Origin of the sequence: Listeria floridensis FSL S10-1187 (assembly GCF_000525875.1) — a bacterium.
Taxonomy (GTDB): domain Bacteria; phylum Bacillota; class Bacilli; order Lactobacillales; family Listeriaceae; genus Listeria; species Listeria floridensis.
This window is the reverse complement of record NZ_AODF01000008.1, coordinates 75,847-98,629: the sequence shown is the minus strand read 5'-3', so window position 1 is coordinate 98,629 and position 22,783 is coordinate 75,847. Positions and strand designations below refer to the sequence as shown.

General features: G+C 43.2%; 18 protein-coding genes and 5 pseudogenes. 5 read left to right on the top strand and 18 right to left on the bottom strand.

What is annotated here, in order from left to right:
* Window positions 1–210: 210 nt before the first annotated feature.
* The 9 genes and pseudogenes from MFLO_RS04730 to MFLO_RS04690 form a co-directional block, all read right to left on the bottom strand.
* A complete protein-coding gene (locus tag MFLO_RS04730; RefSeq protein ID WP_036096733.1) occupies window positions 211–1,029 on the bottom strand; it encodes a M15 family metallopeptidase in 819 nt (272 codons plus the stop codon).
* Between the two features lie 35 nt (window positions 1,030–1,064).
* A complete protein-coding gene (gene deoD / locus MFLO_RS04725) occupies window positions 1,065–1,763 on the bottom strand; it encodes a purine-nucleoside phosphorylase (protein WP_036096732.1) in 699 nt (232 codons plus the stop codon).
* A 20-nt stretch (window positions 1,764–1,783) separates the two neighbouring features.
* The gene (locus MFLO_RS04720) at window positions 1,784–2,014 is read right to left on the bottom strand and encodes a YozE family protein (RefSeq protein WP_036096731.1); all 231 of its coding nucleotides are present in this window, start codon (window positions 2,012–2,014) and stop codon (window positions 1,784–1,786) included.
* Window positions 2,015–2,085: 71 nt separating this feature from the next.
* Window positions 2,086–2,988, bottom strand: coding sequence for a Gfo/Idh/MocA family protein (locus MFLO_RS04715; RefSeq protein ID WP_036096730.1), 903 nt, complete (start codon window positions 2,986–2,988; stop codon window positions 2,086–2,088).
* 61 nt (window positions 2,989–3,049) lie between these two features.
* Complete coding sequence (msrB, locus tag MFLO_RS04710) at window positions 3,050–3,487, bottom strand: peptide-methionine (R)-S-oxide reductase MsrB (RefSeq protein ID WP_036096729.1); 438 nt, start codon at window positions 3,485–3,487, stop codon at window positions 3,050–3,052.
* 6 nt (window positions 3,488–3,493) lie between these two features.
* Window positions 3,494–4,027 (bottom strand): peptide-methionine (S)-S-oxide reductase MsrA, encoded by a 534-nt coding sequence (msrA, locus tag MFLO_RS04705; protein ID WP_036096727.1) that lies wholly within the window; start codon window positions 4,025–4,027, stop codon window positions 3,494–3,496.
* Window positions 4,028–4,058: 31 nt separating this feature from the next.
* Window positions 4,059–4,697 (bottom strand): YpmS family protein, encoded by a 639-nt coding sequence (locus MFLO_RS04700; protein ID WP_036096725.1) that lies wholly within the window; start codon window positions 4,695–4,697, stop codon window positions 4,059–4,061.
* A 15-nt stretch (window positions 4,698–4,712) separates the two neighbouring features.
* A pseudogene (locus MFLO_RS04695) lies at window positions 4,713–5,484 on the bottom strand (SGNH/GDSL hydrolase family protein).
* A gap of 40 nt (window positions 5,485–5,524) precedes the next feature.
* Window positions 5,525–6,386: pseudogene (locus tag MFLO_RS04690) on the bottom strand (DegV family protein).
* Between the two features lie 126 nt (window positions 6,387–6,512).
* Here MFLO_RS04690 and trhA point away from each other — a divergent pair.
* The 5 genes and pseudogenes from trhA to MFLO_RS04660 all read left to right on the top strand — a co-directional run bounded on the left by trhA (window position 6,513) and on the right by MFLO_RS04660 (window position 13,309).
* Window positions 6,513–7,145: a PAQR family membrane homeostasis protein TrhA gene (gene trhA / locus MFLO_RS04685; RefSeq protein WP_036096723.1), complete on the top strand. Its 633-nt coding sequence runs from the start codon at window positions 6,513–6,515 to the stop codon at window positions 7,143–7,145.
* Window positions 7,146–7,655: 510 nt separating this feature from the next.
* Window positions 7,656–8,277 (top strand): annotated as a pseudogene (gene ccpN / locus MFLO_RS04675) (transcriptional regulator CcpN).
* A gap of 13 nt (window positions 8,278–8,290) precedes the next feature.
* A complete protein-coding gene (locus MFLO_RS04670; protein ID WP_036096717.1) occupies window positions 8,291–9,100 on the top strand; it encodes a pyruvate, water dikinase regulatory protein in 810 nt (269 codons plus the stop codon).
* A 24-nt stretch (window positions 9,101–9,124) separates the two neighbouring features.
* Window positions 9,125–11,763: pseudogene (gene ppdK, locus MFLO_RS04665) on the top strand (pyruvate, phosphate dikinase).
* Between the two features lie 172 nt (window positions 11,764–11,935).
* Window positions 11,936–13,309, top strand: a complete 1,374-nt coding sequence (locus MFLO_RS04660; protein ID WP_036096716.1) for an L-cystine transporter — start codon at window positions 11,936–11,938, stop codon at window positions 13,307–13,309.
* A gap of 32 nt (window positions 13,310–13,341) precedes the next feature.
* On the opposite strand, the pseudogene MFLO_RS04655 reads toward MFLO_RS04660, so the two are convergent.
* From MFLO_RS04655 to MFLO_RS04620, 9 genes and pseudogenes are all read right to left on the bottom strand, one after another.
* A pseudogene (locus MFLO_RS04655) lies at window positions 13,342–14,311 on the bottom strand (aromatic acid exporter family protein).
* A gap of 64 nt (window positions 14,312–14,375) precedes the next feature.
* Window positions 14,376–14,993 carry a DedA family protein gene (locus MFLO_RS04650; RefSeq protein WP_036096714.1) on the bottom strand — a complete coding sequence of 206 codons (618 nt, stop codon included), beginning with the start codon at window positions 14,991–14,993 and terminating at the stop codon, window positions 14,376–14,378.
* Window positions 14,994–15,106: 113 nt separating this feature from the next.
* Window positions 15,107–16,597, bottom strand: a complete 1,491-nt coding sequence (locus MFLO_RS04645) for a phosphohexomutase domain-containing protein (RefSeq protein WP_036096713.1) — start codon at window positions 16,595–16,597, stop codon at window positions 15,107–15,109.
* A 44-nt stretch (window positions 16,598–16,641) separates the two neighbouring features.
* A complete protein-coding gene (locus MFLO_RS04640; protein WP_241433543.1) occupies window positions 16,642–17,310 on the bottom strand; it encodes a methyltransferase domain-containing protein in 669 nt (222 codons plus the stop codon).
* Window positions 17,270–17,512, bottom strand: coding sequence for a putative RNA methyltransferase (locus tag MFLO_RS16280; protein ID WP_241433542.1), 243 nt, complete (start codon window positions 17,510–17,512; stop codon window positions 17,270–17,272). The genes MFLO_RS04640 and MFLO_RS16280 overlap by 41 nt, the downstream gene beginning before the upstream one ends.
* A 14-nt stretch (window positions 17,513–17,526) precedes the next feature.
* The gene (locus MFLO_RS04635) at window positions 17,527–18,015 is read right to left on the bottom strand and encodes a dihydrofolate reductase (RefSeq protein ID WP_036096711.1); all 489 of its coding nucleotides are present in this window, start codon (window positions 18,013–18,015) and stop codon (window positions 17,527–17,529) included.
* Window positions 18,016–18,029: 14 nt separating this feature from the next.
* Complete coding sequence (locus MFLO_RS04630; protein WP_036096709.1) at window positions 18,030–18,974, bottom strand: thymidylate synthase; 945 nt, start codon at window positions 18,972–18,974, stop codon at window positions 18,030–18,032.
* 15 nt (window positions 18,975–18,989) lie between these two features.
* Window positions 18,990–20,873 carry an ABC-F family ATP-binding cassette domain-containing protein gene (locus MFLO_RS04625; RefSeq protein WP_036096708.1) on the bottom strand — a complete coding sequence of 628 codons (1,884 nt, stop codon included), beginning with the start codon at window positions 20,871–20,873 and terminating at the stop codon, window positions 18,990–18,992.
* Between the two features lie 120 nt (window positions 20,874–20,993).
* Window positions 20,994–22,676, bottom strand: a complete 1,683-nt coding sequence (locus tag MFLO_RS04620; protein WP_036096810.1) for a formate--tetrahydrofolate ligase — start codon at window positions 22,674–22,676, stop codon at window positions 20,994–20,996.
* Window positions 22,677–22,783 lie beyond the last annotated feature (107 nt).

Here is a 22,783-nt window from a genome sequence, read left to right as displayed (position 1 = left end):
TCATATTCTTATACTCCTGTCTGTGTTTTTTTTGTGAACATTTGAATCACTTTGCTCGATTTGTTTTCCTTTGAATGTCACAAAAGAGAGATTCTCCCGTTTCTCGCCGGCAGAACAAATAAAAACAAGTTTCCTATAAACATCTGAGTGCCGTGATATCAGTATACCCACAAAAAAACTGTCTTTTCCCTGAGGAAAAGACAGTTCACATTAAGCTTTCTTCACTTTATCGTCTAACAGTTTGACCTGCTCAAAAAATTCTTCGAGAGTCCAGTCATGCTTATAAATGATCTCAGCAGCTTCCTTGCCGACATAGCGGAAATGCCAAGCTTCGTATTCGTACTTCGTAATTGCTTCTTTCCCGCTTGGATAGCGAAGAATGAAACCATATTTATATGCGTTCTCTTTTGCCCATTTCCCTTCCGGAGTTTCGCCGAAAGCCGCTGACAAATTAAAATTTGCGCTCCGTGATGAAATATCCATCGCAAGCCCAGTCTGATGCTCGCTTGTTCCAGGAACCGCAACAGCTTCACCCGCTTTTTCAACACCTTTCGCATTCACCTCAGCTTGATAGACTTCTTGCTGGCGTGCATACGAACGATAACCTGAAACCGCATATAAATCATATCCTGCTGTTTTCGCTCCGCTGAACATTGCAGCAAGCCCATCAGCAGCTGCTTTTCTCATCTGAGCTTTTTCGATTTGCTGGTCACCAAACGAAAACTCGACATTCGGGCGTACCAAATCTTTTGGAATATAACTAGATTGCATCAAATAATCCTTATTAGCCAGAATCAAAAGATTATCCTCATTCTGAATATATTCCGTTCCATCTTTATCCATCAATTTGTTTTGCTTATTGATAAATGAATAAAGCGGATCTTTCTTGAGTTTTTCAAGCTTTGCTTCTTCTTTTTCATTTGTTGTATTCGTTTGATTGGACTTGGTTGACTGATCATCTGCAGTCCCAAAAACCGTTTGAATAACCGCAATCATAATCGCAATCATGAGTGAAATAAATGTCTTCATTTTATGACCATCATGCCTTTCTATCTATCTAACACTTAAAGTGCTGCTTCAAGAGCTACTTCAATCATGTCATTGAATGTCGTTTGCCGTTCAAGCGCTGATGTTTCTTCGCCTGTAAAAATATGATCACTTACCGTTAAAATAGCAAGTGCTTTGCGCCCGTATTTTTGCGCCAGCGTATAAAGTGCCGCAGCTTCCATTTCGATACCTAAAACCCCGTATGCCGCAAGCTTTTCCTTATCGAGCTCATCATTGTAAAAACGATCCGATGAAAAAACATTGCCGACTTGAAGCGAAAGGCCTTTAGCAGAACCCGCATCATAGGCTCGTTTTAATAAACCAAAATCAGCAACCGGCGCAAAATCCACGCCTGGAAAAGTATTTTGATTGATTTTTGAATCGGTCGAAGCCGCTTGTGCAATCACAACATCTCGTACCTTCACATCTTTTTGAATCGCGCCCATTGTTCCAACACGAATTAAGTTTTTTACATCGTAACTTTGAATCAGTTCATTCACATAAATCGAAATGGACGGAATCCCCATCCCCGTTCCCATTACAGAAACGCGTTTGCCCTTGTAAACACCCGTATAGCCGAGCATGCCGCGCACTTCATTAAACAAAACTGGATGTTCAAGAAACGTTTCTGCAATATATTTTGCCCGAAGCGGGTCCCCAGGAAGCAGAATCGTTTCTGCAATTTCCCCTTGCTGTGCCGAAATATGTACACTCATTTTTTCTCCTCCATTCACATTTAGCGATGTTTTTCTTCATCCAGCAAATATTCTTCATAAAGCTCATCAAAAAGCGCCATACCATTCAAATACGGTGCATTTAGTTCCAAATAGTTGCTAAGCATTTGATAATTCGTCGCTTGTTTTGGAAAACTGTGGTCACGGTAAGCCGCATTCGCAAAGTTTGTCTTATCATCGCGCTTTTCCGGATCACGATACGTCATTAAAAAGTGATAAAAAGATCGTCCCACAAAGCTTTACCTCCAACTGTTTTTTCATGTTCTAACTATAGAGGATTTTTCCGAAAACGTAAAGTTAGAACTTAAAGCGCTCGCAGGATTTTTTCGCATAGTTCATGAGTTTCAAGCGCATCTTCTGCTGAAATCGGCATTGCCCTGTTTTCCGCTACCGAGGCAAGAAATGCTGTAACAATTTGAACAAAGCCCCGCTTATAGAGTGTTTTTTCCCAGTCACCAAAGCGCTCCTTGCGCAAGCTTGTCCCCGTTTTCACTTCGAGTTCTTGCAAATCAAGCGCCGTCCATTTTCCAGCAGGCGTGAATACCTCCAGCTTTTCCTCTGCGACGCCGCTATCGCGATTCATGATCGCAGTTGCCACCCTGCCATCCGAAACAAACTGCACCGTTAAGCTCGCAAGCTCTTCCCCTTGGAAAAGCGGATATACTTCAAACCGTTCAATGTTCCCATCGAGTAAAAACCGAACCGTATCGACCACATGAATAAAGTCATCATAAATAAACGTTTCCGCGGCCCCAACTGAATTCGCTCGATTTTTCTGCATCACAACCATATTCGCATCCGAAAGCTGTTTTAACTCCTGATAAACGGGTGCAAAGCGGCGATTAAAACCTGTCATAAGCGGCACTTGTTTTGCCTTTGCAAGCTCCGTTAGCTCCCTCGCTTCAGCGATTTTATCCGAAATCGGCTTATCGACATAAACCGCAATCCGATTTTCGATCAGTTGCCGCACAATTTCCGCATGACTTGCCGTTGAGCTGTGAACAAATGCGGCTTGAACCCCTGCGCTAATAACAGAATCAATTGATTGATGCAAATAATGAAAACGATATTTCTCACTCAAATTTTTCAGTTTTGTCATGTCTCGCGTATAAAGATGAACTTCTACGTTTTCAAGCTCTGCAAAGACTGGCAAATAAGCTTTTTGCGCAATGCCTCCAAGACCGATTACAGCTACTTTAAGTTTCATGAGTCTTTCCTCTCCCTTGAAAAAGGCTCTTCGGATTTTCCCAAAGAGCCTTATCGATTTGTTATTTAAACAGCGCCTGGTATTTGCCGTACCCAGCTTCTTCCAGTTCATCAACCGGAATAAAACGCAGCGCCGCCGAATTAATACAGTATCGCAAGCCGCCCGCTTCCTTAGGTCCGTCTGTAAAAACATGACCAAGATGCGAATCAGCTTCCTTCGAGCGCACTTCCGTTCGTCTCATACCAAAACTCGTATCAAAGTTTTCTTCAATTTCAGCCGCATCAATCGGACGCGTAAAACTTGGCCAGCCGCAGCCTGCATCGTATTGATCAGTCGATGAAAAAAGCGGTTTGCCCGATACAATATCCACATAAATCCCCGGCTGATTATTATTAAAATACTCGTTTTCAAACGGTCGTTCTGTCCCGTTTTCTTGTGTCACCTTGTATTCGATTTCCGTTAATTCCTTAAGACGTGCTTCTTTTTTCTTTTGATCCATTTTCCCTCATCCTTTCCAGTGACTTTGGATAAACTGATCTCTCCCAGAAGCATTCCGATACCCTTTATAGTGAGCACTGTCTTTCTTATAAAAATCTTGATGGTAGTCCTCTGCCGGATAGAATGTACTTGCAGGTACAATCTCCGTTACGATCGGCTTTTTGAAGCGTCCGCTTGCTTCAAGATCACGAACAGCCTTTTCAGCTGTTTCTTTTTGAGCACGATCATGATAAAAAATTGCCGGACGATAAGAACTGCCTCGATCTACAAATTGACCTTCCGCATCGGTCGGGTCTGTTTGCATGAAATAAACATCTACAAGCTTATCATAGGGGAAAATTGCTGGATCAAATGTGATTTCAACCGCTTCAGCATGCCCAGTTGTTCCACTGCAGACTTCTTCATAAGTCGGATTTTCAGTATGTCCGCCCGTATATCCGGAAACCACACGTTCAATGCCCGGTTGCGTATCAAACGGCTTCACCATACACCAAAAACACCCTCCAGCAAACGTTGCTTTTTCTAATTTCTTCTCTGTCATTTAAAAGCCCCCAATCTGCCTCGTCAATCAATTAATTAACGGGTACTAAGAGTGTAAACGAAATATCGTCTTTCTTCAAATCAAGCGTATCGACCCGTACTTTCGTATCGCCTTCAAGCTTAAGTTTTTCGAGACTAAGATAGATTTTCTTTTGTTTTGGAATCACCGTCACCCAATCGGGAAACTTATATTGCTTGTTAACAAAACTCATAACCGAATTAACTGGAAGTGGCAGCGCTCCAACCGACAAATCTTTCAGCGTCAGCACAACATCACCATTTTTCTTCACTGTCGGCGAGAAAATAAGTTTCATTTCAATCGGTTCATCGAAAATTTTTGTTTCCGCCTTGAAAATAACATTATTCGAAACATAAACATCATAACCAATATCTTCATCATTGCTGAATTCCTTACTAAAATCATCAATGTATGTTTCAATTAATTTATTTAAATCAGCCTTCGAAGTACTTGTCGTAAATTCCACATGCTTATGATTACTTTTCAGCGAAGGCGTTGGCTCTTCAGTTGGACTTAATACAAATATTGAAAGATAAATCCAAGCAAAAAAACCGATAATAACAAGCAGAAGCGCAATACAAATCCATTTCCAAAAATTGATTTCGCGCACAAGTTTTTGTTTGGTTTCGCTTCTTGTCGTTCGTTTTGTCACATCGTTAACACCTTTCTATTTCGGAATCTTTCCAGCCGCATTCTCGCGTAAAATTGCAGTTTGAACCGCAGCTGCCATTTTTTCATAGCCCTTATGATTCGGGTGGAAATAATCATCCGCCAGAAGCGGATTCGGTTTATCACGATTTTTTTCATCCCGATTCTCAAGCTGACTTGCAACCGGAACAAAATAGGCATTTTTTTGCTTCTTAACAAAAGCTTCCGAACCATCGTTCCAACTGCTGATAATTTCATCAAATTCTTTAATTTGACTAAAATACGTCGTATACGGATTATAAACCCCCACCAGAAAAATCGGTGCATCTTGATTAAGAGCACGTGTTTCTTGAAAGATTTCCGCCAAATTTTTCTGGAAGTTTTGTTCTGCCTTGTCGAAATCAGACACCTTCACTTCTAAAAGCCGTGACCGGAGTACCTTCATGACATCATTTCCACCAATTGTTATCGTTACGACATTCGCCTCCTTAAGCTTCTTACGAAAAGTCTGATCCGTCTTAAGCCGCTTTAATAACTGGTCGCTACGATTACCAGACACGCCAAAATTGCTCGTTGAAACACTGCGGATTTCTTCTTTCTCGGCTAAAGTTTTTTTTCAAAATCCCTACATAGCCTTGATTTTTATCCTCATCGCCGACTCCTTCCGTCAAGGAATCTCCCATCGCAAGCAAGTTGATCGGCGTTTTTGCTTCAATTTTCTTTTCATCCAGATAGTTTGTAAGAAAAAGACCGCCTACTAGTAAAGCGATCACAATGAAAGCTGCCGTAATTAGCCACTTTGTTTTTTTTCTTCATCGTCTTTCCCCGCTTTTATTCCGTATAGTACATCACTGCAAACGCGCCATTTCCAGCATGTGTTGCAACAACCGGGTCAGCATCAAAAATCGGAATCGAACCCAGTCCAAGAATTTTTTTTAGCCCCCGCTTGAAAAGCTTCTGCCATCTGCAAGCCATTCGCATGTTCCACATCTAGTTCAACAATTTTACGTTTTTCTGTTTGAATAAGATCTAGTAAATAATTCAAAATCTTTTTATTGCTTCTCACTTTTGCTTCCTCTTCAAGCTGCCCTTCTTTCAGTTCAGCAATCAGCTTAATATTTAGCAAACTGCCAAGAAGACCTTGAACACGTCCCACTCGTCCGCCTTTTACAAGGTTTTCAAGCGTCACAACGACAATATAGAGCTTTGTTTTCGATTTGATTTCAGCAAGACGCGCAACAATATCAGCAAGTTCGTGTTCGCCTGATTGTGCCATTCTTGCTGCTTCCAGTACTTGGAAAGCTTGGCCGCGGGCAATGAAATCCGTATCAATCACCGTAACCGCTCCGCCCGCCATTTCAGCTGCTTGACGTGCCGTGTTTACCGTGCCGCTTAATTTTTCTGTTAAATGGATCGAAAGCACTTCGTAGCCTTCATCCAAGTATTTTTCATAAAGTTCCACAAATTTGCCAAGTGGCGGCTGAGAAGATTTCGGAAGCTGTTTGGAGTGCTGCATCAGCTCCATAAACGAACTTGGCGTTAAATCTTTAATCGGATCATAAATTTTGCCTTCCACTTCAACAGATAACGGCATGACCTCGATATCGTATTTTTCTGCTTCCTCTCTTGTCAGGCAAGCTGTTGAATCGGTAATAATTTTTAATTTTTTTTTGTCATTTTCTTCACATCCAATTTTTGCTTGATACTCACTATTATAGCAGTTTACTGTGAAGGAAGTCACTAGAAGTTGAAAAAAATCTTTTCTTTCGTACTTGTTTAGCGTATGATGAAAGTATCTTTTAACGAAACAGGTGATTCAATGAACGAAGCTGTATATAATTTCAAGGAAGAATTAGCAAATGCCATTACACATGGAATCGGTTTTTTACTTAGTATCCCTGCCTTTGTCCTGCTCATCCTTTACGGAGTAAGCAAAAATGATCCGCTTTATCTCACAAGTTTCATCATTTACGGAATCAGTTTAATGTTGCTTTACCTCTGCTCCACACTGCTTCACAGCTTTACACCAACGAGAGCACGTAAATTTTTCAACATTCTTGACCACGCTTCGATCTATCTTTTAATCGCCGGCACATATACCCCGTTCGTTTTAATCACACTAAACGGCGCACTAGGCTGGACACTTTTTGGCGTTATTTGGGGAATGGCGATTCTCGGAATTCTTTACAAAATCTTCTTTTTGGAGAAATGGCGCATCTTATCTACCATTGTCTACGTGATTATGGGCTGGCTCGTCCTACTCGGTATCAAACCGCTCTACGCCGGCCTAAGCCCTATCGGATTTTGGCTTCTTGCCGCAGGCGGCATCATGTTCACTATCGGAGCTGTTTTGTACAGCTTTCCAAAAGTCCCATACATGCACGCCATTTGGCATCTATTCGTAATTATGGGAACGACCTTCATGTATTTTTGTATTCTATTCTACGTTTAAAAAAGCAAGCTTGGAATCCGAGCTTGCTTTTTTCATTGCTGCGTTTCATCAATCAACCCAAGAATTCCCTTTTGATTCATCACATAAAGAAACGCACAAATTTCTTCCGGAGTTTTTTTCCAGACGTTTCGTCCAATATTGCACCATGCCAAGCATCGCTGCGGATTGATATTAAATAAAAAGTTCCCGATTAAACGGATTCTCTTCCTTCTTTGCGGCTCTATTTTTGCAAATGATACCGGAGCGGCACATTTTAAAATCAAGCCAGCGCTCGCCTCCTTAGTAATGTAGGAATTGGTCTTCTAATCAACATCGGTTCGATTATCAAAAACCCAAATTACCATGAATTCGAGTTTTAGTGTTTAAAACGATGTATAGACCAATCTTTACAAAACTTGATTTTTCAGACAATAAAGAAATAGACCATTTTATATAGTATGACATAATTAAGGGTTGATTTTAATTGTGTCATACTATATAATTTCATTGTAACCTTATTTTTTAAAGGATGTGATTCCAATCCAGCTTTCAGAACGTCAACACGCGATTATGGCGTTTGTTAAAAAAAAACGAACCGGCAACAGGTGATCAAATTGCTCGTTTCTTAAAACTTACGCGTGCTACAATCCGTTCAGATTTATCGGTTCTGACGATGACGGGAATCTTGGATGCACGACCGAAAGTCGGCTACTTCTATTCCGGACTTGAAAAAAACCCGGGACTTTATGAAGATATCCGCTCACTCAAGGTCGGCTCTGTTATGTCAAATCCGATACTTGTGACAAAAGAAACGAGCATCTATGACGCCATTGTCCGCTTGTTTCTTGAAGATGTCGGCAGTTTATACGTCGCAGAAGATGGCAGACTGGTCGGGCTTGTAAGCCGTAAAGACTTGCTGAAAAGCGCGATTGCCGGGTCAAATACGAAAGAAACACCGATTGCAACGATCATGAGTCGCATGCCAAATCTTTTGACACTTCGAAAAAATGATGATGTCTTAGATGCAGCTGATATTCTTGTCGCTCATCAAGTTGATTCGCTTCCCGTTGTTGATAAAGATATGCAAGTGATCGGAAAAGTTTCAAAATCACTCATCGTTCGACTTTTCGTCGACACTTTAAAAGAAAAATAGCAGGAGGAGAGTCATGAAACAACCCGTAGTTATTTATGTGATATCCGATGCGATTGGAGAAACGGCGCAACACACCATTCGGGCTGTCACCGCACAATTTGAATTTGAGGAACAGCCTGATATTCGCCGCCACGCCTTTATTCGCGACGAAGAAATTCTACTCGAAACACTTGAAGAAGCAAAGGCGGCAGGCGGAATCGTTGTTCAAACGCTTGTCAGTTCCAAGCTCGCTATTTTTGCAAAAAACTATTGTGAGAAAGAAAAAGTTCCAAATATTGATCTCACAACGGATTTAACCTTGGCAATTGAATCCCGCACCGGTCTCCGTTCAAAAGAAGATCCGGGTAATATGCGCCGACTTGATAGCGCTTACTTCGACCGGATTGCTGCGATTGAATTTGCCGTGAAATATGATGACTGCAAGGATCCTCGTGGACTTCTTGAAGCAGATATCGTGCTCGTAGGGGTTTCGCGAACGAGTAAAACACCGCTCAGCAGCTATCTTGCCAATCAGAATTTCAAAGTCGCCAATGTGCCGCTCGTACCTGAGATTCCACTCCCGGAGGAACTTTTCAAAATCCCTGCCAAACGCATTATCGGGCTGACAACTACGCCTGAAAAACTCGGCAGAATTCGAAAAGTTCGGCTTCGTTCGATGGGACTTGATGAAATGAGCAACTATTCAAGCGACAGACGAATTTTGGAAGAGCTTGAATATGGCTATGAAACCTTTAAGACACTAGGATGTCGCGTGATTCATGTGGAAGATAAAGCTATTGAAGAAACAGCTGTTTTAGTACAAGAAATGATCCAAGTGAATTAAAAATCCAATCAAGAGGTGAAAACTGTGAGAAAATTTGTATATCAGTTTAATGAAGGATCGAAAGAAATGAAAGTACTTTTAGGAGGAAAAGGCGCAAACCTTGCAGAAATGACTAATATTGGGTTGCCAGTACCGCCGGGATTCACGATTTCAACAGATGCCTGCAAAGACTACAATGACAATGATCAAACACTTTCCGAGGAAATCTTTAATGAAGTGTTGACACATTTAAAGCAGCTTGAAGAAAAAACCGGCAAAGAATTTGGCTCAAACGTCAATCCACTACTTGTTTCCGTTCGTTCCGGAGCACCTGTTTCAATGCCAGGTATGATGGACACGATTTTAAATCTTGGCTTAAACGATGAAGCAGTAAAAGGCATGATCAACATGACCAACGATGCTCGTTCATCGCTCGACTCCTACCGTCGATTTATCCAAATGTTCGGTGATGTCGTTTTCGGTATTCCTTCTTACAAATTTGAGGAAGCGCTTTCGCTGATCAAAAAGCAGCGCGGCTACTCACAAGATACTGAACTGACACCGGCTGATCTTGAAAAACTTGTTACCACTTACCAAGACATTTACTTGAATGAAGCAGCGAAGCCGTTCCCGCAAGACCCGCTTACACAGCTTCGCCTAGCGATTAATTCAGTATTTGATTCTTGGATGAATCCGCGTGCTGTTGTTTACCGCCGCTTGAATGATATTGATCCTAATTTTGGAACCGCTGTCAATATCCAAGCCATGGTATTCGGTAACACCGGAAATAAAAGTGGCACAGGGATTGCCTTCACGCGCAACCCTTCCACTGGTGAAAAAGCTGTATTCGGCGAATTCTTGATCAACGCGCAAGGTGAAGACGTTGTGGCTGGAATTCGGACACCAGAAGATATTTCGAAACTGAAAGAACATATGCCGAATGCGTTTTATGAACTGATGGAGACCTGTGAACTGCTTGAAAATCATTACTTAGACATGCAGGACATCGAATTTACAATCGAGAAAGAAAAACTATATGTTCTGCAAACTCGAAACGGGAAACGGACAGCACAAGCTTCGATCGAAGTCGCTGTGGACCTCGTCCATGAAGGAAAGATCAGCAAAGAGGACGCCATCAAGCGAATTGATACTAAACAAATTGATCAGCTGCTCCACCCCGCTTTCGAAAAAACTGCGCTTGAAAAAGGAGAAGTTCTTGCAACTGGCCTCCCAGCAAGTCCGGGAGCTGCCTTTGGGAAAATATACTTTGATGCCGCTGAAGCTGTGGCAGCAGCTGAACTTGGTCAAAAAGTCATTCTCGTCCGCAATGAAACTTCACCAGAAGACATCGAAGGTATGGCAAAAAGCGAAGCCATCCTAACAGCACACGGCGGTATGACTTCTCACGCGGCGGTTGTTGCCCGCGGCATGGGTAAGTGCTGTATTGCTGGCTGTTCTGAAATCGACATCAATGAGAAAGAAAAACGCGTTGTGACAGCAGGCGGAATTACGCTGACTGAAGGCGATTCAATTTCGCTTGACGGTTCTACAGGAAAGGTTTATCTCGGAGAAATTGAACTGACAGAAGCAGAAATCGGCGGACATTTCGATGAACTGATGAGCTGGGTTAACGATGTGAAAAAACTGGATATTCGCGTAAATGCCGACACACCGAATGACTTGACTACGGCAATTCACTTTGGCGCCGAAGGAATCGGCCTTTGCCGCACAGAGCATATGTTTTTCCACGAAGAAAGAATCGCTTACGTTCGTCAAATGATCGTTGCCGAAACGCTTGCAGAACGTGAAAAAGCACTCGCGCACATCAAAGAAATGCAAAAAGAAGATTTCATTCAACTGTTCCGTATCGCAGAAGGCAGACCGGTTAACATCCGCTTACTTGATCCGCCGCTTCATGAATCTTACCGAAAGCGAAAAAAGATTTGGAACGACTGGCAGAAGATACGGGGAAAACACTCGCCGAGATTGAAAAACGCGTCAATGATCTGGCAGAGTCGAATCCGATGCTTGGTCACCGCGGTTGTCGTTTAGCTGTTACTTACCCAGAAATTTACAAGATGCAGGCTGAGGCGATTATCGAAAGTGCGGTTGCTATTCAAGACGAGGGCATCAAAGTCTTCCCCGAAATCATGATTCCTCTTGTTGCATCAAAAGAAGAACTGGCTTATGTCAAACAAGAAATCAAACAATCTGTTCAGGAAATCTTTGACCGTGAACGCACTCTACTTCCATATGATATTGGAACGATGATTGAAATTCCGCGTGCTTGTGTTACGGCTGATGAAATTGCAAAAGAAGCCCAATTCTTCAGTTTTGGAACAAATGATTTGACCCAGCTCACTTACGGGTTCTCGCGTGACGATGCAGGCAAATTCTTGCCAAGCTACAGCGAAAAAGGCCTGCTGCCGAACGATCCGTTCCAAACTTTAGATACTGCTGGCGTGGGGGCGCTGGTTGAAATGGCTGTTTCTCGCGGCAGAATGACAAATCCAAACATGAAAATGGGCGTTTGCGGCGAACATGGCGGTGACCCACGTTCGATCCACTTCTTCCACAAACTGGGATTGAAATACGTTTCTTGCTCACCGTTCCGTGTACCGATTGCACGACTAGCAGCGGCTCAAGTAGTACTTGAAGAACAAGAAAACCTCCAAGAAGCTTAAGTGAAAAATAAAGTGAAATTTTTAGACAAACGGTTTCCACTCGAAACCGTTTGTCTTTTTTATGAAATAAAAAGATTGACAATCCTTATTTTAGGTTGTATCCTTAAAACCAACAATTCTTATCGGATTAATCGTACTTTAAGAATTGATTGCCTAAAAAGGGGGAAAAATGTTGAATACCAGCTTCGTAATACTTAATCTTGTTGTAGCAGTTATTATTATCGGTCTTTTTATTTTCTTACAAAAACGTCATGTTTCATTTTCGAAACGTGTTTTACTGGCACTTGCTGTCGGTATTTTATCGGGGTTTGTTTTGCAGTGGATCTTCGGCATAAACAGCACTGTAACAAAACAAACAACAGAATGGCTCAGCATCATTGGCGGCGGTTATGTGAAACTGCTTCAAATGATTGCTATGCCACTGATTTTTGTGTCAATCGTGGCAGCCTTTACACGACTTGAACTCAAAACAAACATTGCAAAAGTCGGGATTTGGATTATTGGTACCCTACTTGTAACAGCAACGATCGCAGCATTTATCGGCATTGGTTCCGCACTCTTATTCCATTTAAACGCGGATAACATTTCACAAGGTACACTTGAACTCAACCGCGCAAGCGAACTTCAAAGCGGTCTGAAAGAAATGGGCGATGCTACCTTTGCCAGTCGAATTTTAGAACTATTTCCAGCAAACCCGTTTCTTGATCTAACGGGAGCTCGTGCAACATCAACCATTGCCGTTGTTATCTTTTCAGCATTTATCGGAATTGCTTTTCTTGGTGTAAAACGCAAACAGCCAAAAGAAGCTGCACTTTTTGCACGTGCCGTTGATGCCATCTATGCGATCGTACTTCGTATCGTCAAGCTAATCTTGCGGCTTACGCCATATGGTGTCTTTGCGATTATGACAAATACAGTTGCCACGAGTGATGCAGGCGCCATTTTAAAGCTAGGCAATTTTGTACTTGCTTCATACGCCGCATTAATTGCAATGTTTATCATTCATCTCCTCATCGTTGCCTTTACAGGAGTAAGCCCAGCAACCTATCTGCGTGAAGCACTTCCGGTTCTGACATTTGCCTTCACTTCAAGAACAAGCGCAGGCTCACTCCCAATGAACATCGAAGCTCAAAAACGCTTAGGCGTCCCAAGCGGTATCGCCAACTTTGCTGCTTCATTCGGTTTGTCTATCGGTCAAAACGGCTGCGCCGCGATCTATCCAGCCATGCTTGCTATCATGATTGCGCCGACCGTTGGAATTGATCCGACTTCTATCAGCTTTATTCTTACAGTAGTCGGCGTCGTTGCGATCAGTTCCTTTGGTGTTGCCGGTGTTGGCGGCGGAGCTACATTTGCCGCAATCATTGTCCTTTCAACGCTTAACCTGCCTGTTGGTCTTGCTGGCGTGCTGATTTCAATTGAACCTTTAATTGACATGGGACGTACTGCACTTAATGTTAGTGACAGCATGGTTTCAGGAGTTGTGACAAGCAAAGCGACTAAAACGCTTGAAAAAGAAACGAAACAACGTGAAGCAACTGCTTAATTAATGAAAAAGGCGCCCGTTCGGGCGCCTTTTTAGCTTACACTTAATTCTCCATATTCTTGATAAAAATCGCGTTTAATTTCAAGGAAATAACGTAAATCATTCATAAACTGGAATAAGACCGCTCGATTTTCAAATTCTTCGCGTGAACTCGGCAGATCGCTTTTGCGGAAAGCACGAACCATGGCTGTAATTTCTTGTACCAAAAGCTCCGCCGGATTTCCTTCTGCAAGAGTAAGCGCCGTTTTTTCAACAAGTTTCGAAAGCTCCAAGCTTTGCTCATTCGTTCCTTCAAATTCAATCAAATGCCGTTTCATCTGCGTCAAGACGCGATATTGAACGAGGCGCATGTCTGTGTACTGCAGATAATACGGTGAACTTTTCAGAAGTGAATTATCGAGATTCTGTCCGGCTTTTTGCTCAAGATTTTTTAAAGCAGTTTTCAGTTCATCGAAGCGGCGGTCGTGATCAAGATACGGGCTTTCACCTCGAAGTCCCTGCGCCATCGCAAATAAGATTTGGCGCATCAACTGCTCAATTTTATGCTGATCGTCTTTGATTCCGAGATCAAGCCGAGGCATGTAAAGGTTAAGTAGAATTGCGATGCCCGCTCCAACAACCATCAGGAGCATTTCATTCATAAACCAGTGCAGCGAGAGCGACTGCTCCACAAGAATATGCGTCACGAGGACAGAACTAACTACAATACCATCTGTAACTTTAAGTCTCACAGCAAGCGGAATGAATAGTAGCAAGTACAGGCCAAAACTAATTGCATTGTAGCCGAAGATAAGAAAAAGCACCGCTGAAATTGAGAGCGCGAGCACGGTCGAATAGACACGTTGTACCGCCAGTTTGAGTGATGCTTTTTTTTGTATTTTGGATACTTAACACCGTAATAACACCGGCGGAAACAGCGTAGTCAAGCTTGAGCCATTCGGCAATCAAAATAGCCAAGGCCGCTCCAAAAGCGGTTTTAAGCGTGCGCAACCCAATTTTCACAATCTTTCCCCCTCTCCTTTTTCATTAGAAAAATCTTGAAGAAAATCTTCAAGATTCAAAACGTTTAATCCTTGGCACCGCGGAAGCGTTTTTTGATAAATAATGCCGCACACGCGATAAAAACAATACCAATTATAACATAGATCACCGTGCTTACTTGATCAACTGCCGCTGCTGCCTTCCCGAAAGATTCGCCGAGAAGTGCACCGATGCCGATTAAAACTGTATTCCAGATCAAACTTCCAAGTGTCGTCAGCCAAATGAACTGACGAAACGGCATACGCGCCATTCCAGCCGGTATCGAAATTAAGCTTCTAACAAGCGGAATCATTCGGCAGAAAAATACTGCCCGTCCACCATATTTTAAGAAAAAACGCTCTGCTTTGTCAATATCTTCTTCTTTCAAACGCAAAATTCTACCGTATTTCCCAACAAAGCGCTTAATCCGTTCTTTGCCAAAATAAAGCGAAATTGAATAGAGAATAATCGCGCCTACGACAGAACCCATTGTTGCCGCAAGTATGACAAACACTACATTCAATTTGGAAATTGTTGTCATAAAACCGCCAAACGTCAAAATTAATTCTGATGGGATCGGCGGAAATAGATTTTCAATCATGATTAGGAAAAAAACACCTAAATAGCCTAATTCGTTCATGACATTCGTAATCCAAGCTTCCATTGATTCACTCCTTAAATAATCAAGTACTTACTTTACTTTTATGATACAGGAAAAATAAAGAAGTCGCAACTGTCAAGTCGAAAAACCCCCTTGTGCGCAAGGGGGTTTTTCTCTTACAAGCTGTAATTCAATTCTTGATAGCGGTTAAAGAAGCTAGCTAATGTTTTTTCAAGTGCGACTGCACCGTCTAGCCGATCAAGTTCAATATTAAGCGGCATAACCGGTTCATGCAAACTCATCCGCAGAAGTAACCAGCCACTTCCATATTCGCCGGATAAATTAACACGAACGCCTTCATAATTGTTTGGTACCACAGCAAAATCTGCGGTTTCTTTAGCAAAAACAAGAAAATCAGCAAGTACTTGTTCGCCGTATGCTTTAAAATCTTTTGTATCAATCTTGATACGCACTTCACGGCTTTCTTCCGGTTCGACAAGGTCTTGAATCAAATGGCTCAAGTCCTCCCCTGATTGCCGTAGTTGTGCATACTTGACGAGAATTTTCGCAACCAGATAAGCTCCGTCATCGAGGAAATAGTTTTCCTTCAGCGCCGCATGACCGCTGACTTCGATGGCAAGCTCCGATGGTTCCCCGCTTTCATTCAAACGAATCGCTTCGTTGATCACATTGCGATAGCCACGCTTGAAGCGGTGTTGTTTGCCGCCATGATCGCGGATAAAGCGTTCTAAGTGACTCGATGTAGTCGAATCTGTAACGATTGTCGTACCTGGATGGCTTTCGAGAATGATTGCACTGATTACGGCGATAAGGGCATTACGATTCAAACTATCACCAGCCGCATCTACGATTGCTGCGCGGTCGACATCGGTGTCAAAGATAATACCGAGATCCGCTTTATTTTTCAAAACGGCCGAACGTAAACTTGCCATCGCCTCATCATTATCCGGGTTCGGAATATGATTCGGAAAATGACCATCCGGTTCCAGAAACTGACTGCCGGCTGTATCCGCTCCAAGCGGTACAAGAACTTTTTCAGCAAAGAAACCGCCGGCACCATTTCCGGCATCCACGATAATTTTACTGCCTGAAAGCGGCGTATTTGTCTCTCCAGCTTGAGAACGAATTTTCGAGACAAGATCAGCCGCATAAGTATCCATCAAATCAATTTTTTTCACACTGCCCGATTTTTCATTTTCTTTAATCCCAGCCATTCCTTGCTCCAAAATATAGCGAATATCCGCTTTTTCCGCTCCGCCTTCTTTTGTGAACACTTTGATGCCATTGTAAAAATACGGTAGATGACTAGCTGTGATCATGATGCCGGCATCGGCCGAATACGCTTCATACTGCGTCGCCATGAACATCGCCGGAGTTGTTGCAAGTCCTGCATCCAAAATATGTATTCCGTTTTCCTTTAACACGGAAACAAGAGCCGCTTTAATTCGTTCGGCAGATAAACGGCTGTCATGCCCCACCGCGACGGTGATTTCCCCCGTTAACTTCTTTTTATCACGCAAAAAAGCGAGCAAACCGTGTCCGATTTTTCCCAGTGCTTCGTCCGTCAGCGTTACTTGATGTTCTTCTGTTCCGATCCCAATTCCGCGAATGTCAGACCCGTTTTGCAAAGCGAAAAGTGCCTCCATTAAAACCTCTCCTTTTTTAAAAGTTTGGTCGTGCTTCAAGAAATTTACTGTGGCTTTTTCCTGCCGATAATCACTCTGTGGTCGATTGTAATTTCTGTTATTTCAGCCTCTAAAAATGCTTGTTTCTTTTGTTCGGAAATATCAAAACCAAGCGGTGTCATTTCAATCAAGTCAAGCAATTCTTGTTTAGAAAGCTGTTTTTTCACGGTAACGCGCTGCTCGTTTAAGACATCAAAATGTTCGCGAAACCGGTCAGTCACCTTTTCATTCGAATAGGCCGAACGTTCCGTACCTTGATAGAAAAATTGCCGTACTTCCTTGAGATAATCCGTTTCTGGAACTACCTTGATCAAAATGCCATCTTGATTCAGTAGCCGTGCAAACTCGTCGTAGCTTGCCGGTGATAAAAAGTTGAGAATGACATCAATTTTGCTTGATTGAAGCGGACAATTCGCAAGGTCTGCCGTCACCCAAATAATATCCGGATAGTCACGCGCCGCTTGACGCACACCTTCTTTTGCAATATCCAAACCGAATGCGAATTGAATTTTATCGCCAAGTTCCGTTTTCAGTTGAAATAGCGGACTTCCTTCGCCAGACCCGGCATCAACAAGCGTCACTTTTCCCTTTTGAAGCCGCGCTATTTCATCGTGGATAACGTGGATGGTTTCGTTAAAAAAAACCCGTGTGCACCAGTCGTTTTCTTGCTTCAAAAAGTGACTTGTCGTATTTCGTTTTCACTGCGTGCCGGAGCAAAAACAAGTAGCCCGGCTTCGCCAAGTCGAAACTGTGCCCGCTCCGGCAGCGAAGCGAGTGCGGCGCTTCAAAGACTATATCTTCCTTGCAAATCGGGCAGCGAAACAAATCGGCAGCCGAACGAATCAAATCACTATTTTGTTCAAGCTTCGATTTCAACGTGTTTCAACTCCTTACTTTGCTTTCTTGCGATCATATGTGTAAAACGTAAATGGATAACGATTTTTTTCATCTTGTGTCCCTTCAACTCTTCCTACTTCCTTAAACTGATCCCAGTCGAGCTTAGGAAACGCCGTATCCGCATCAAAACGTGCCGCAATTTTCGTGACAAGCAACCGGTCCACTTCATCAAGAAAGAGCTTATAAATTTCAGCGCCGCCGCAAATAAAAATCGATTCCGTTTCTGCACGCTTCAAAATTGCTTCCTTGTCATGTACAACCTCTGCATCCGGCAAAGTCAAATTCAGATCGCGCGACAAGACAAGATTCGTTCGATTCGGTAGCGCTTTTCCAAATGATTCATAAGTTTTTCGACCGACAACAATGGTCTTTCCTGTTGTTTGCTTTTTAAAATAAGCGAGATCTGCTGGCAAATACCACGGCATTGTATTGTCTTTTCCAATATTTCCGCATTCATCTTGCGCCCAAATAAATGTAAGCATCTACGTTCCTCCCTTTAAACTGAAATCGGTGCTTTAATCGCTTTATGCGGGTTGTAGCCCTCAAGTGAAATGTCTGCTACATCAAAATCAAAAATTGAAGCCGGTTCATTTGAAAGAACTAACTGAGGCAGTGGACGCGTCGAACGGCTTAATTGCTCTTCTACTTGTGCAATATGATTATTATACAGATGCGCATCGCCCATTGTATGCACGAATTCGCCAACTTGAAGCCCCGTTTCTCTAGCAATCAAGTGTGTAAGCAAGGCATAGCTTGCAATATTAAACGGCACACCGAGGAAAATATCCGCACTACGCTGATAAAGCTGACACGATAGTTTTCCGTCTGCTACAAAAAATTGAAACAGCGTGTGACAAGGCGGAAGCGCCATTGAAGGAACATCCTCAGGATTCCAAGCCGATACAATCAAGCGGCGCGAATCCGGATTCGTTTTAATCATTTCAATCACATTTGCCAATTGATCAATCGTTTCACCCGTTGAAGTTTTCCACTCGCGCCATTGTTTGCCGTAAATATTTCCAAGTTCCCCGAAACGAGCAGCAAACGCTTCATCTTCCAAAATTTGTGCTTTAAACTTCGCCATCTCCGCTTGATAGATTTCATTAAAATCCGGATCAGAACTTGCGCGCAAACCGAAGTCCGTCATATCGGGACCTGTGTAAGCCTCTGATTTCACATAGCGTTCAAACGCCCATTCATTCCAAATATTGTTGTTGTGCTTTAGCAAGTAGCGAATATTCGTGTCCCCGTGTAAAAACCAAAGCAGTTCACTGACAACAAGCCGGAAAGCGACACGTTTTGTCGTCAATATCGGGAACCCTTCCGCAAGATTAAAACGCATTTGATAACCAAATACACTTTTTGTTCCTGTCCCTGTCCGGTCGCCTTTTTCAACCCCGTGTTCTAAAACATATTTTTCCAAATCCAAATATTGCTTCATTCCCAAGCACTCCTTTTAATCCGCATATTGCGCTAAATATTCCCAGCGTTCCATTAAGTCGAGCAACTCTGCTTCCTTTTCTTCAATCGTGCGGCTAATTTCTCCCGCCTTCGTAAAGTCGCTTCCGGTCGTTTCAAGTTCAGCATGTAATGCGCTGATTTCTTCTTCCGCTTTTGTGATCGCATCTTCCATACCCTGCCATTCGATTTTTTCTTGATACGTCAGCTTCACTTTTTCTTGCGGCACTGTTTTCGCTTCCGGCACAGCTTTTTTCTTCGGTTCAGCTTTCGGCGCCGCCGTGGTGTTCAGTTTCGCCAAGTAATCACTGTAGTCACCGAGATATGTCTCAATTTGGCCGTTCCCTTTAAACACCAACAGCTTTTGTGCTGTTTTATCGAGGAAATAGCGATCATGGCTGACTGTAATTACCGTTCCTGGGAAGCTTTCCAAATAGTCTTCAAGCACTGTAAGCGTCTCAGTATCTAGGTCATTGGTCGGCTCATCAAGTAAAAGCACATTCGGCCGCCCCATCAAAATCTTGAGAAGAAACAGCCGCCGCTTTTCGCCGCCCGATAAGGCACTGACTTTCTTGCCGTGTGTTTCCGGTTTAAATAAAAACCGCTCAAGCATTGCACTCACACTGATTCGCTCGCCGCTCGTCGTTTCGACTTCGTTGCCGACTTCTTGTAAATACGTAATCAGCCGCGCATCTTCATCGAGATCGATATTATGCTGCGTGTAGTACCCGATTTCAACCGTTTGACCAACTGTAACCGTTCCGCTGTCAGCTTCCACCGTTCCCGCAAATAAATTAAGCAGCGTCGATTTGCCGGTGCCGTTATTCCCCGTAATCCCAAGCCGTTCGCCCGGCTGCACAATCAAGTCGAAATCAGCCAAAATCACTTTATCCGCGTAGTTTTTAGAAACATTTTTGAGGATAAAAACGTCTTTCCCAAGTCTGCTTGCACTAAAATCGAGCTCCAGGGAATTTGTGTCGCTTTTCGCCGTTACCACATCTTGAAGCTCGCTAAACCGGTCTTTACGTGCCTTTTGTTTCGTTGAACGCGCTTGAGCGCCGCGCCGCATCCAAGCTAGCTCGCGGCGGTACAAGTTGCGGTTTTTCTCCGATTCGCGCGCTTCATTTTCAAGTCGAATCGCCTTTGCTTCCATAAAACTCTCATAGTTGCCGACATAACGGTACAGGGTTCCATTCGCCAGTTCCACAATATGATTCGTGATCCGGTCTAAAAAGTAGCGATCATGCGTTACAAGCAAAATAGCACCTTTAAAACGGTTCAGATAATCTTCAAGCCAGCGGATCGAGCTGTAATCCAAGTGGTTGGTCGGCTCGTCCAAAATAAGCAGATCGGGCGTTTCAATCAATACTTGCGCTAAGCCAACTCGTTTTTTCTGTCCGCCCGAAAGCGCACTAATTCGCTGACCCAAATCTTGAATCCCGAGCTTTTCAAGGATCGTCTTTGCCTCCGTATTCATATCCCACGCCCCGAGCGCATCCATATCATTCTGCGCCGCAAAAAGCTTTTCATGCAAGATTTCGTTTTCCGGTTCCTGTTCGATTTCTAGCAAAACCGCTTCATAATTGCGGATCGCCTTTAAGCTCCGCGTTTCGCCTTGAAAAACCGCTTCAAGCACCGTCAAATCTCCATTAATTTCCGGATCTTGCTTCAAAAAACCGATCGTATAATCTTTTGGCACAATCCGCTCGCCAGAATCGCTTGTTTCTTCCCCGGAAATAATCTCGAGCAGCGTGGACTTACCAGTTCCGTTTACCCCAATTAAGCCGATCCGCTCGCCTTCTGTAATCGTCAAATCTGCATGCTCAAAAAGCGTTTTCTCACCATATGTTTTCGTCATTTGAATGACTTGGAGTTGTTTCATCATTTACCATCCTTATCTTTGATCTCTTCCATTTTAGCTGAATTAAGGGAAAGGCGCAATTGCTTATCCTCCAAATAAAAAAAGTGCAAAGAGAAAATCTCTTTGCACTTCCTAACAAGCTTAGAATAAGCCTTGTGCGTTTCCGAATTCATCAACATCCATGTTCAGAGCTGCTGGTTTTTTCGGAAGACCAGGCATGGTCATCACGTCTCCAGTTAAGGCAACAATGAAGCCTGCGCCAAGTTTTGGAATGAACTCGCGGATGTGAATCGTGAATCCAGTTGGGCGACCAAGTTTTGTCGGCTCATCTGTAAGTGAGTATTGTGTTTTCGCCATACAAATTGGATAACGATCCCAACCGTATTTCTTGAATTCTGTAATTTGTTTTTGTGCTTTTGGTGAAAGTTCAACACCATCTCCGCCGTAAATTTCTTTTACGATCGTTTCTAGTTTTTCTTCAATCGAACTTGCATCATCATAAAGACGCTTGTATGAAGCTGTGCCTTTTTCAACTTCGCCGATTACTTTCGCTGCAAGATCAAGACCGCCTTCGCCGCCTTTTTCCCATACTTCTGTAAGCGAGAACGGGATACCTGCTGCATTGCAAAGTTCTTCAAGCGCTGCAACTTCTGCATCTGTATCGGTAATAAATTTATTAATCGCAATCACGAACGGAAGACCAAACTTCTGAACGGATTCTGTGTGTTTCTTCAAATTGGCAAACCCAGCTTTAAGCGCTTCAACGTTTTCAGCACCAAGCTCAGTTTTTGCCACACCGCCGTGCATTTTCAGCGCACGAATAGTTGCTACAATAACAACGCAATCAGGCGCTTTACCTAAAGCAGGAACTTTGATATCAAGGAATTTTTCAGCCCCGAGATCCGCTCCGAAACCTGCTTCTGTTACGACATAATCGCCGAGTTTAAGAGCCGTGCTTGTCGCTTGAATACTGTTACAGCCGTGCGCGATATTCGCAAACGGTCCGCCGTGGACGATTGCAGGAGTATGTTCTAAGGTTTGAACGAGGTTCGGCTTAAGCGCATCTTTCAGAAGCAAAGTAAGGGCACCTTCATAGCCTAGCTCGCCAACTGTAATCGGTTCGCGTGCGTAGTTATAGCCAACTACAATTTCGCTCAAGCGGCGTTTCAAATCTTTCAAATCCGTAGCCAGACAGATGATCGCCATGATTTCTGATGCAACCGTAATATCAAACCCGTCTTCGCGTGGAATCCCTTGAATCGGTCCGCCAAGTCCAACGACCACTTTACGAAGTGCGCGGTCATTTAAGTCCACAACACGTTTCCAAACAATACGGCGTTGATCAATTTTCAGATCGTTACCTTGCTGCATATGATTGTCGATAAAAGCAGAAAGTGCATTATTGGCAGTCGTAATCGCATGGAAGTCCCCAGTGAAGTGCAAATTGATATCTTCCATTGGAACAACTTGGGCATAACCGCCGCCAGTTGCGCCACCTTTAATTCCCATTGTCGGCCCAAGCGAAGGTTCACGTAAAGCGATAACCGTTTTCTTGCCTGATCTTGAAAGTGCATCGCCAAGCCCAACCGTAACCGTTGATTTCCCTTCACCAGCCGGTGTTGGATTGATAGCGGTTACAAGAATAAGTTTTCCATTCTCTCTATCTTGCAGCGAATGAATCGTTTCATACGTGATTTTCGCTTTGTTCTTTCCATAAAGCTCAAGTCCGTCTTCATTAAGTCCAATGCTTTCTGCAATTTCTGTGATAGGGTTGATCTTCGCTGCTAGAGCGATCTCGATGTCCGATTTTACTTCTTTCGCCATTCCTAATTCCCCTCCATATGTATCATTTTGATTGATATTGTACAAAGTTTGCAAAATGTAAACACTTTCTTTTTTTCGCACCGAAAAAATCGGCCAGTAACGTGTTA

Bases quoted from the DNA above. Each gene is read 5' to 3' on its own strand.
- MFLO_RS04620 (WP_036096810.1), bottom strand. From the start codon at position 22,676: ATGGCGAAAGAAGTAAAATCGGACATCGAGATCGCTCTAGCAGCGAAG.
- MFLO_RS04670 (WP_036096717.1), top strand. From the start codon at position 8,291: ATGAAACAACCCGTAGTTATTTATGTGATATCCGATGCGATTGGAGAA.
- deoD (WP_036096732.1), bottom strand. From the start codon at position 1,763: ATGAGTGTACATATTTCGGCACAGCAAGGGGAAATTGCAGAAACGATT.
- msrA (WP_036096727.1), bottom strand. From the start codon at position 4,027: ATGACAGAGAAGAAATTAGAAAAAGCAACGTTTGCTGGAGGGTGTTTT.
- trhA (WP_036096723.1), top strand. From the start codon at position 6,513: ATGAACGAAGCTGTATATAATTTCAAGGAAGAATTAGCAAATGCCATT.
- MFLO_RS04645 (WP_036096713.1), bottom strand. From the start codon at position 16,597: ATGGAGGCACTTTTCGCTTTGCAAAACGGGTCTGACATTCGCGGAATT.
- MFLO_RS04715 (WP_036096730.1), bottom strand. From the start codon at position 2,988: ATGAAACTTAAAGTAGCTGTAATCGGTCTTGGAGGCATTGCGCAAAAA.
- MFLO_RS04635 (WP_036096711.1), bottom strand. From the start codon at position 18,015: ATGCTTACATTTATTTGGGCGCAAGATGAATGCGGAAATATTGGAAAA.
- MFLO_RS04630 (WP_036096709.1), bottom strand. From the start codon at position 18,974: ATGAAGCAATATTTGGATTTGGAAAAATATGTTTTAGAACACGGGGTT.
- MFLO_RS04730 (WP_036096733.1), bottom strand. From the start codon at position 1,029: ATGAAGACATTTATTTCACTCATGATTGCGATTATGATTGCGGTTATT.
- MFLO_RS04650 (WP_036096714.1), bottom strand. From the start codon at position 14,993: ATGGAAGCTTGGATTACGAATGTCATGAACGAATTAGGCTATTTAGGT.
- msrB (WP_036096729.1), bottom strand. From the start codon at position 3,487: ATGGATCAAAAGAAAAAAGAAGCACGTCTTAAGGAATTAACGGAAATC.
- MFLO_RS04625 (WP_036096708.1), bottom strand. From the start codon at position 20,873: ATGAAACAACTCCAAGTCATTCAAATGACGAAAACATATGGTGAGAAA.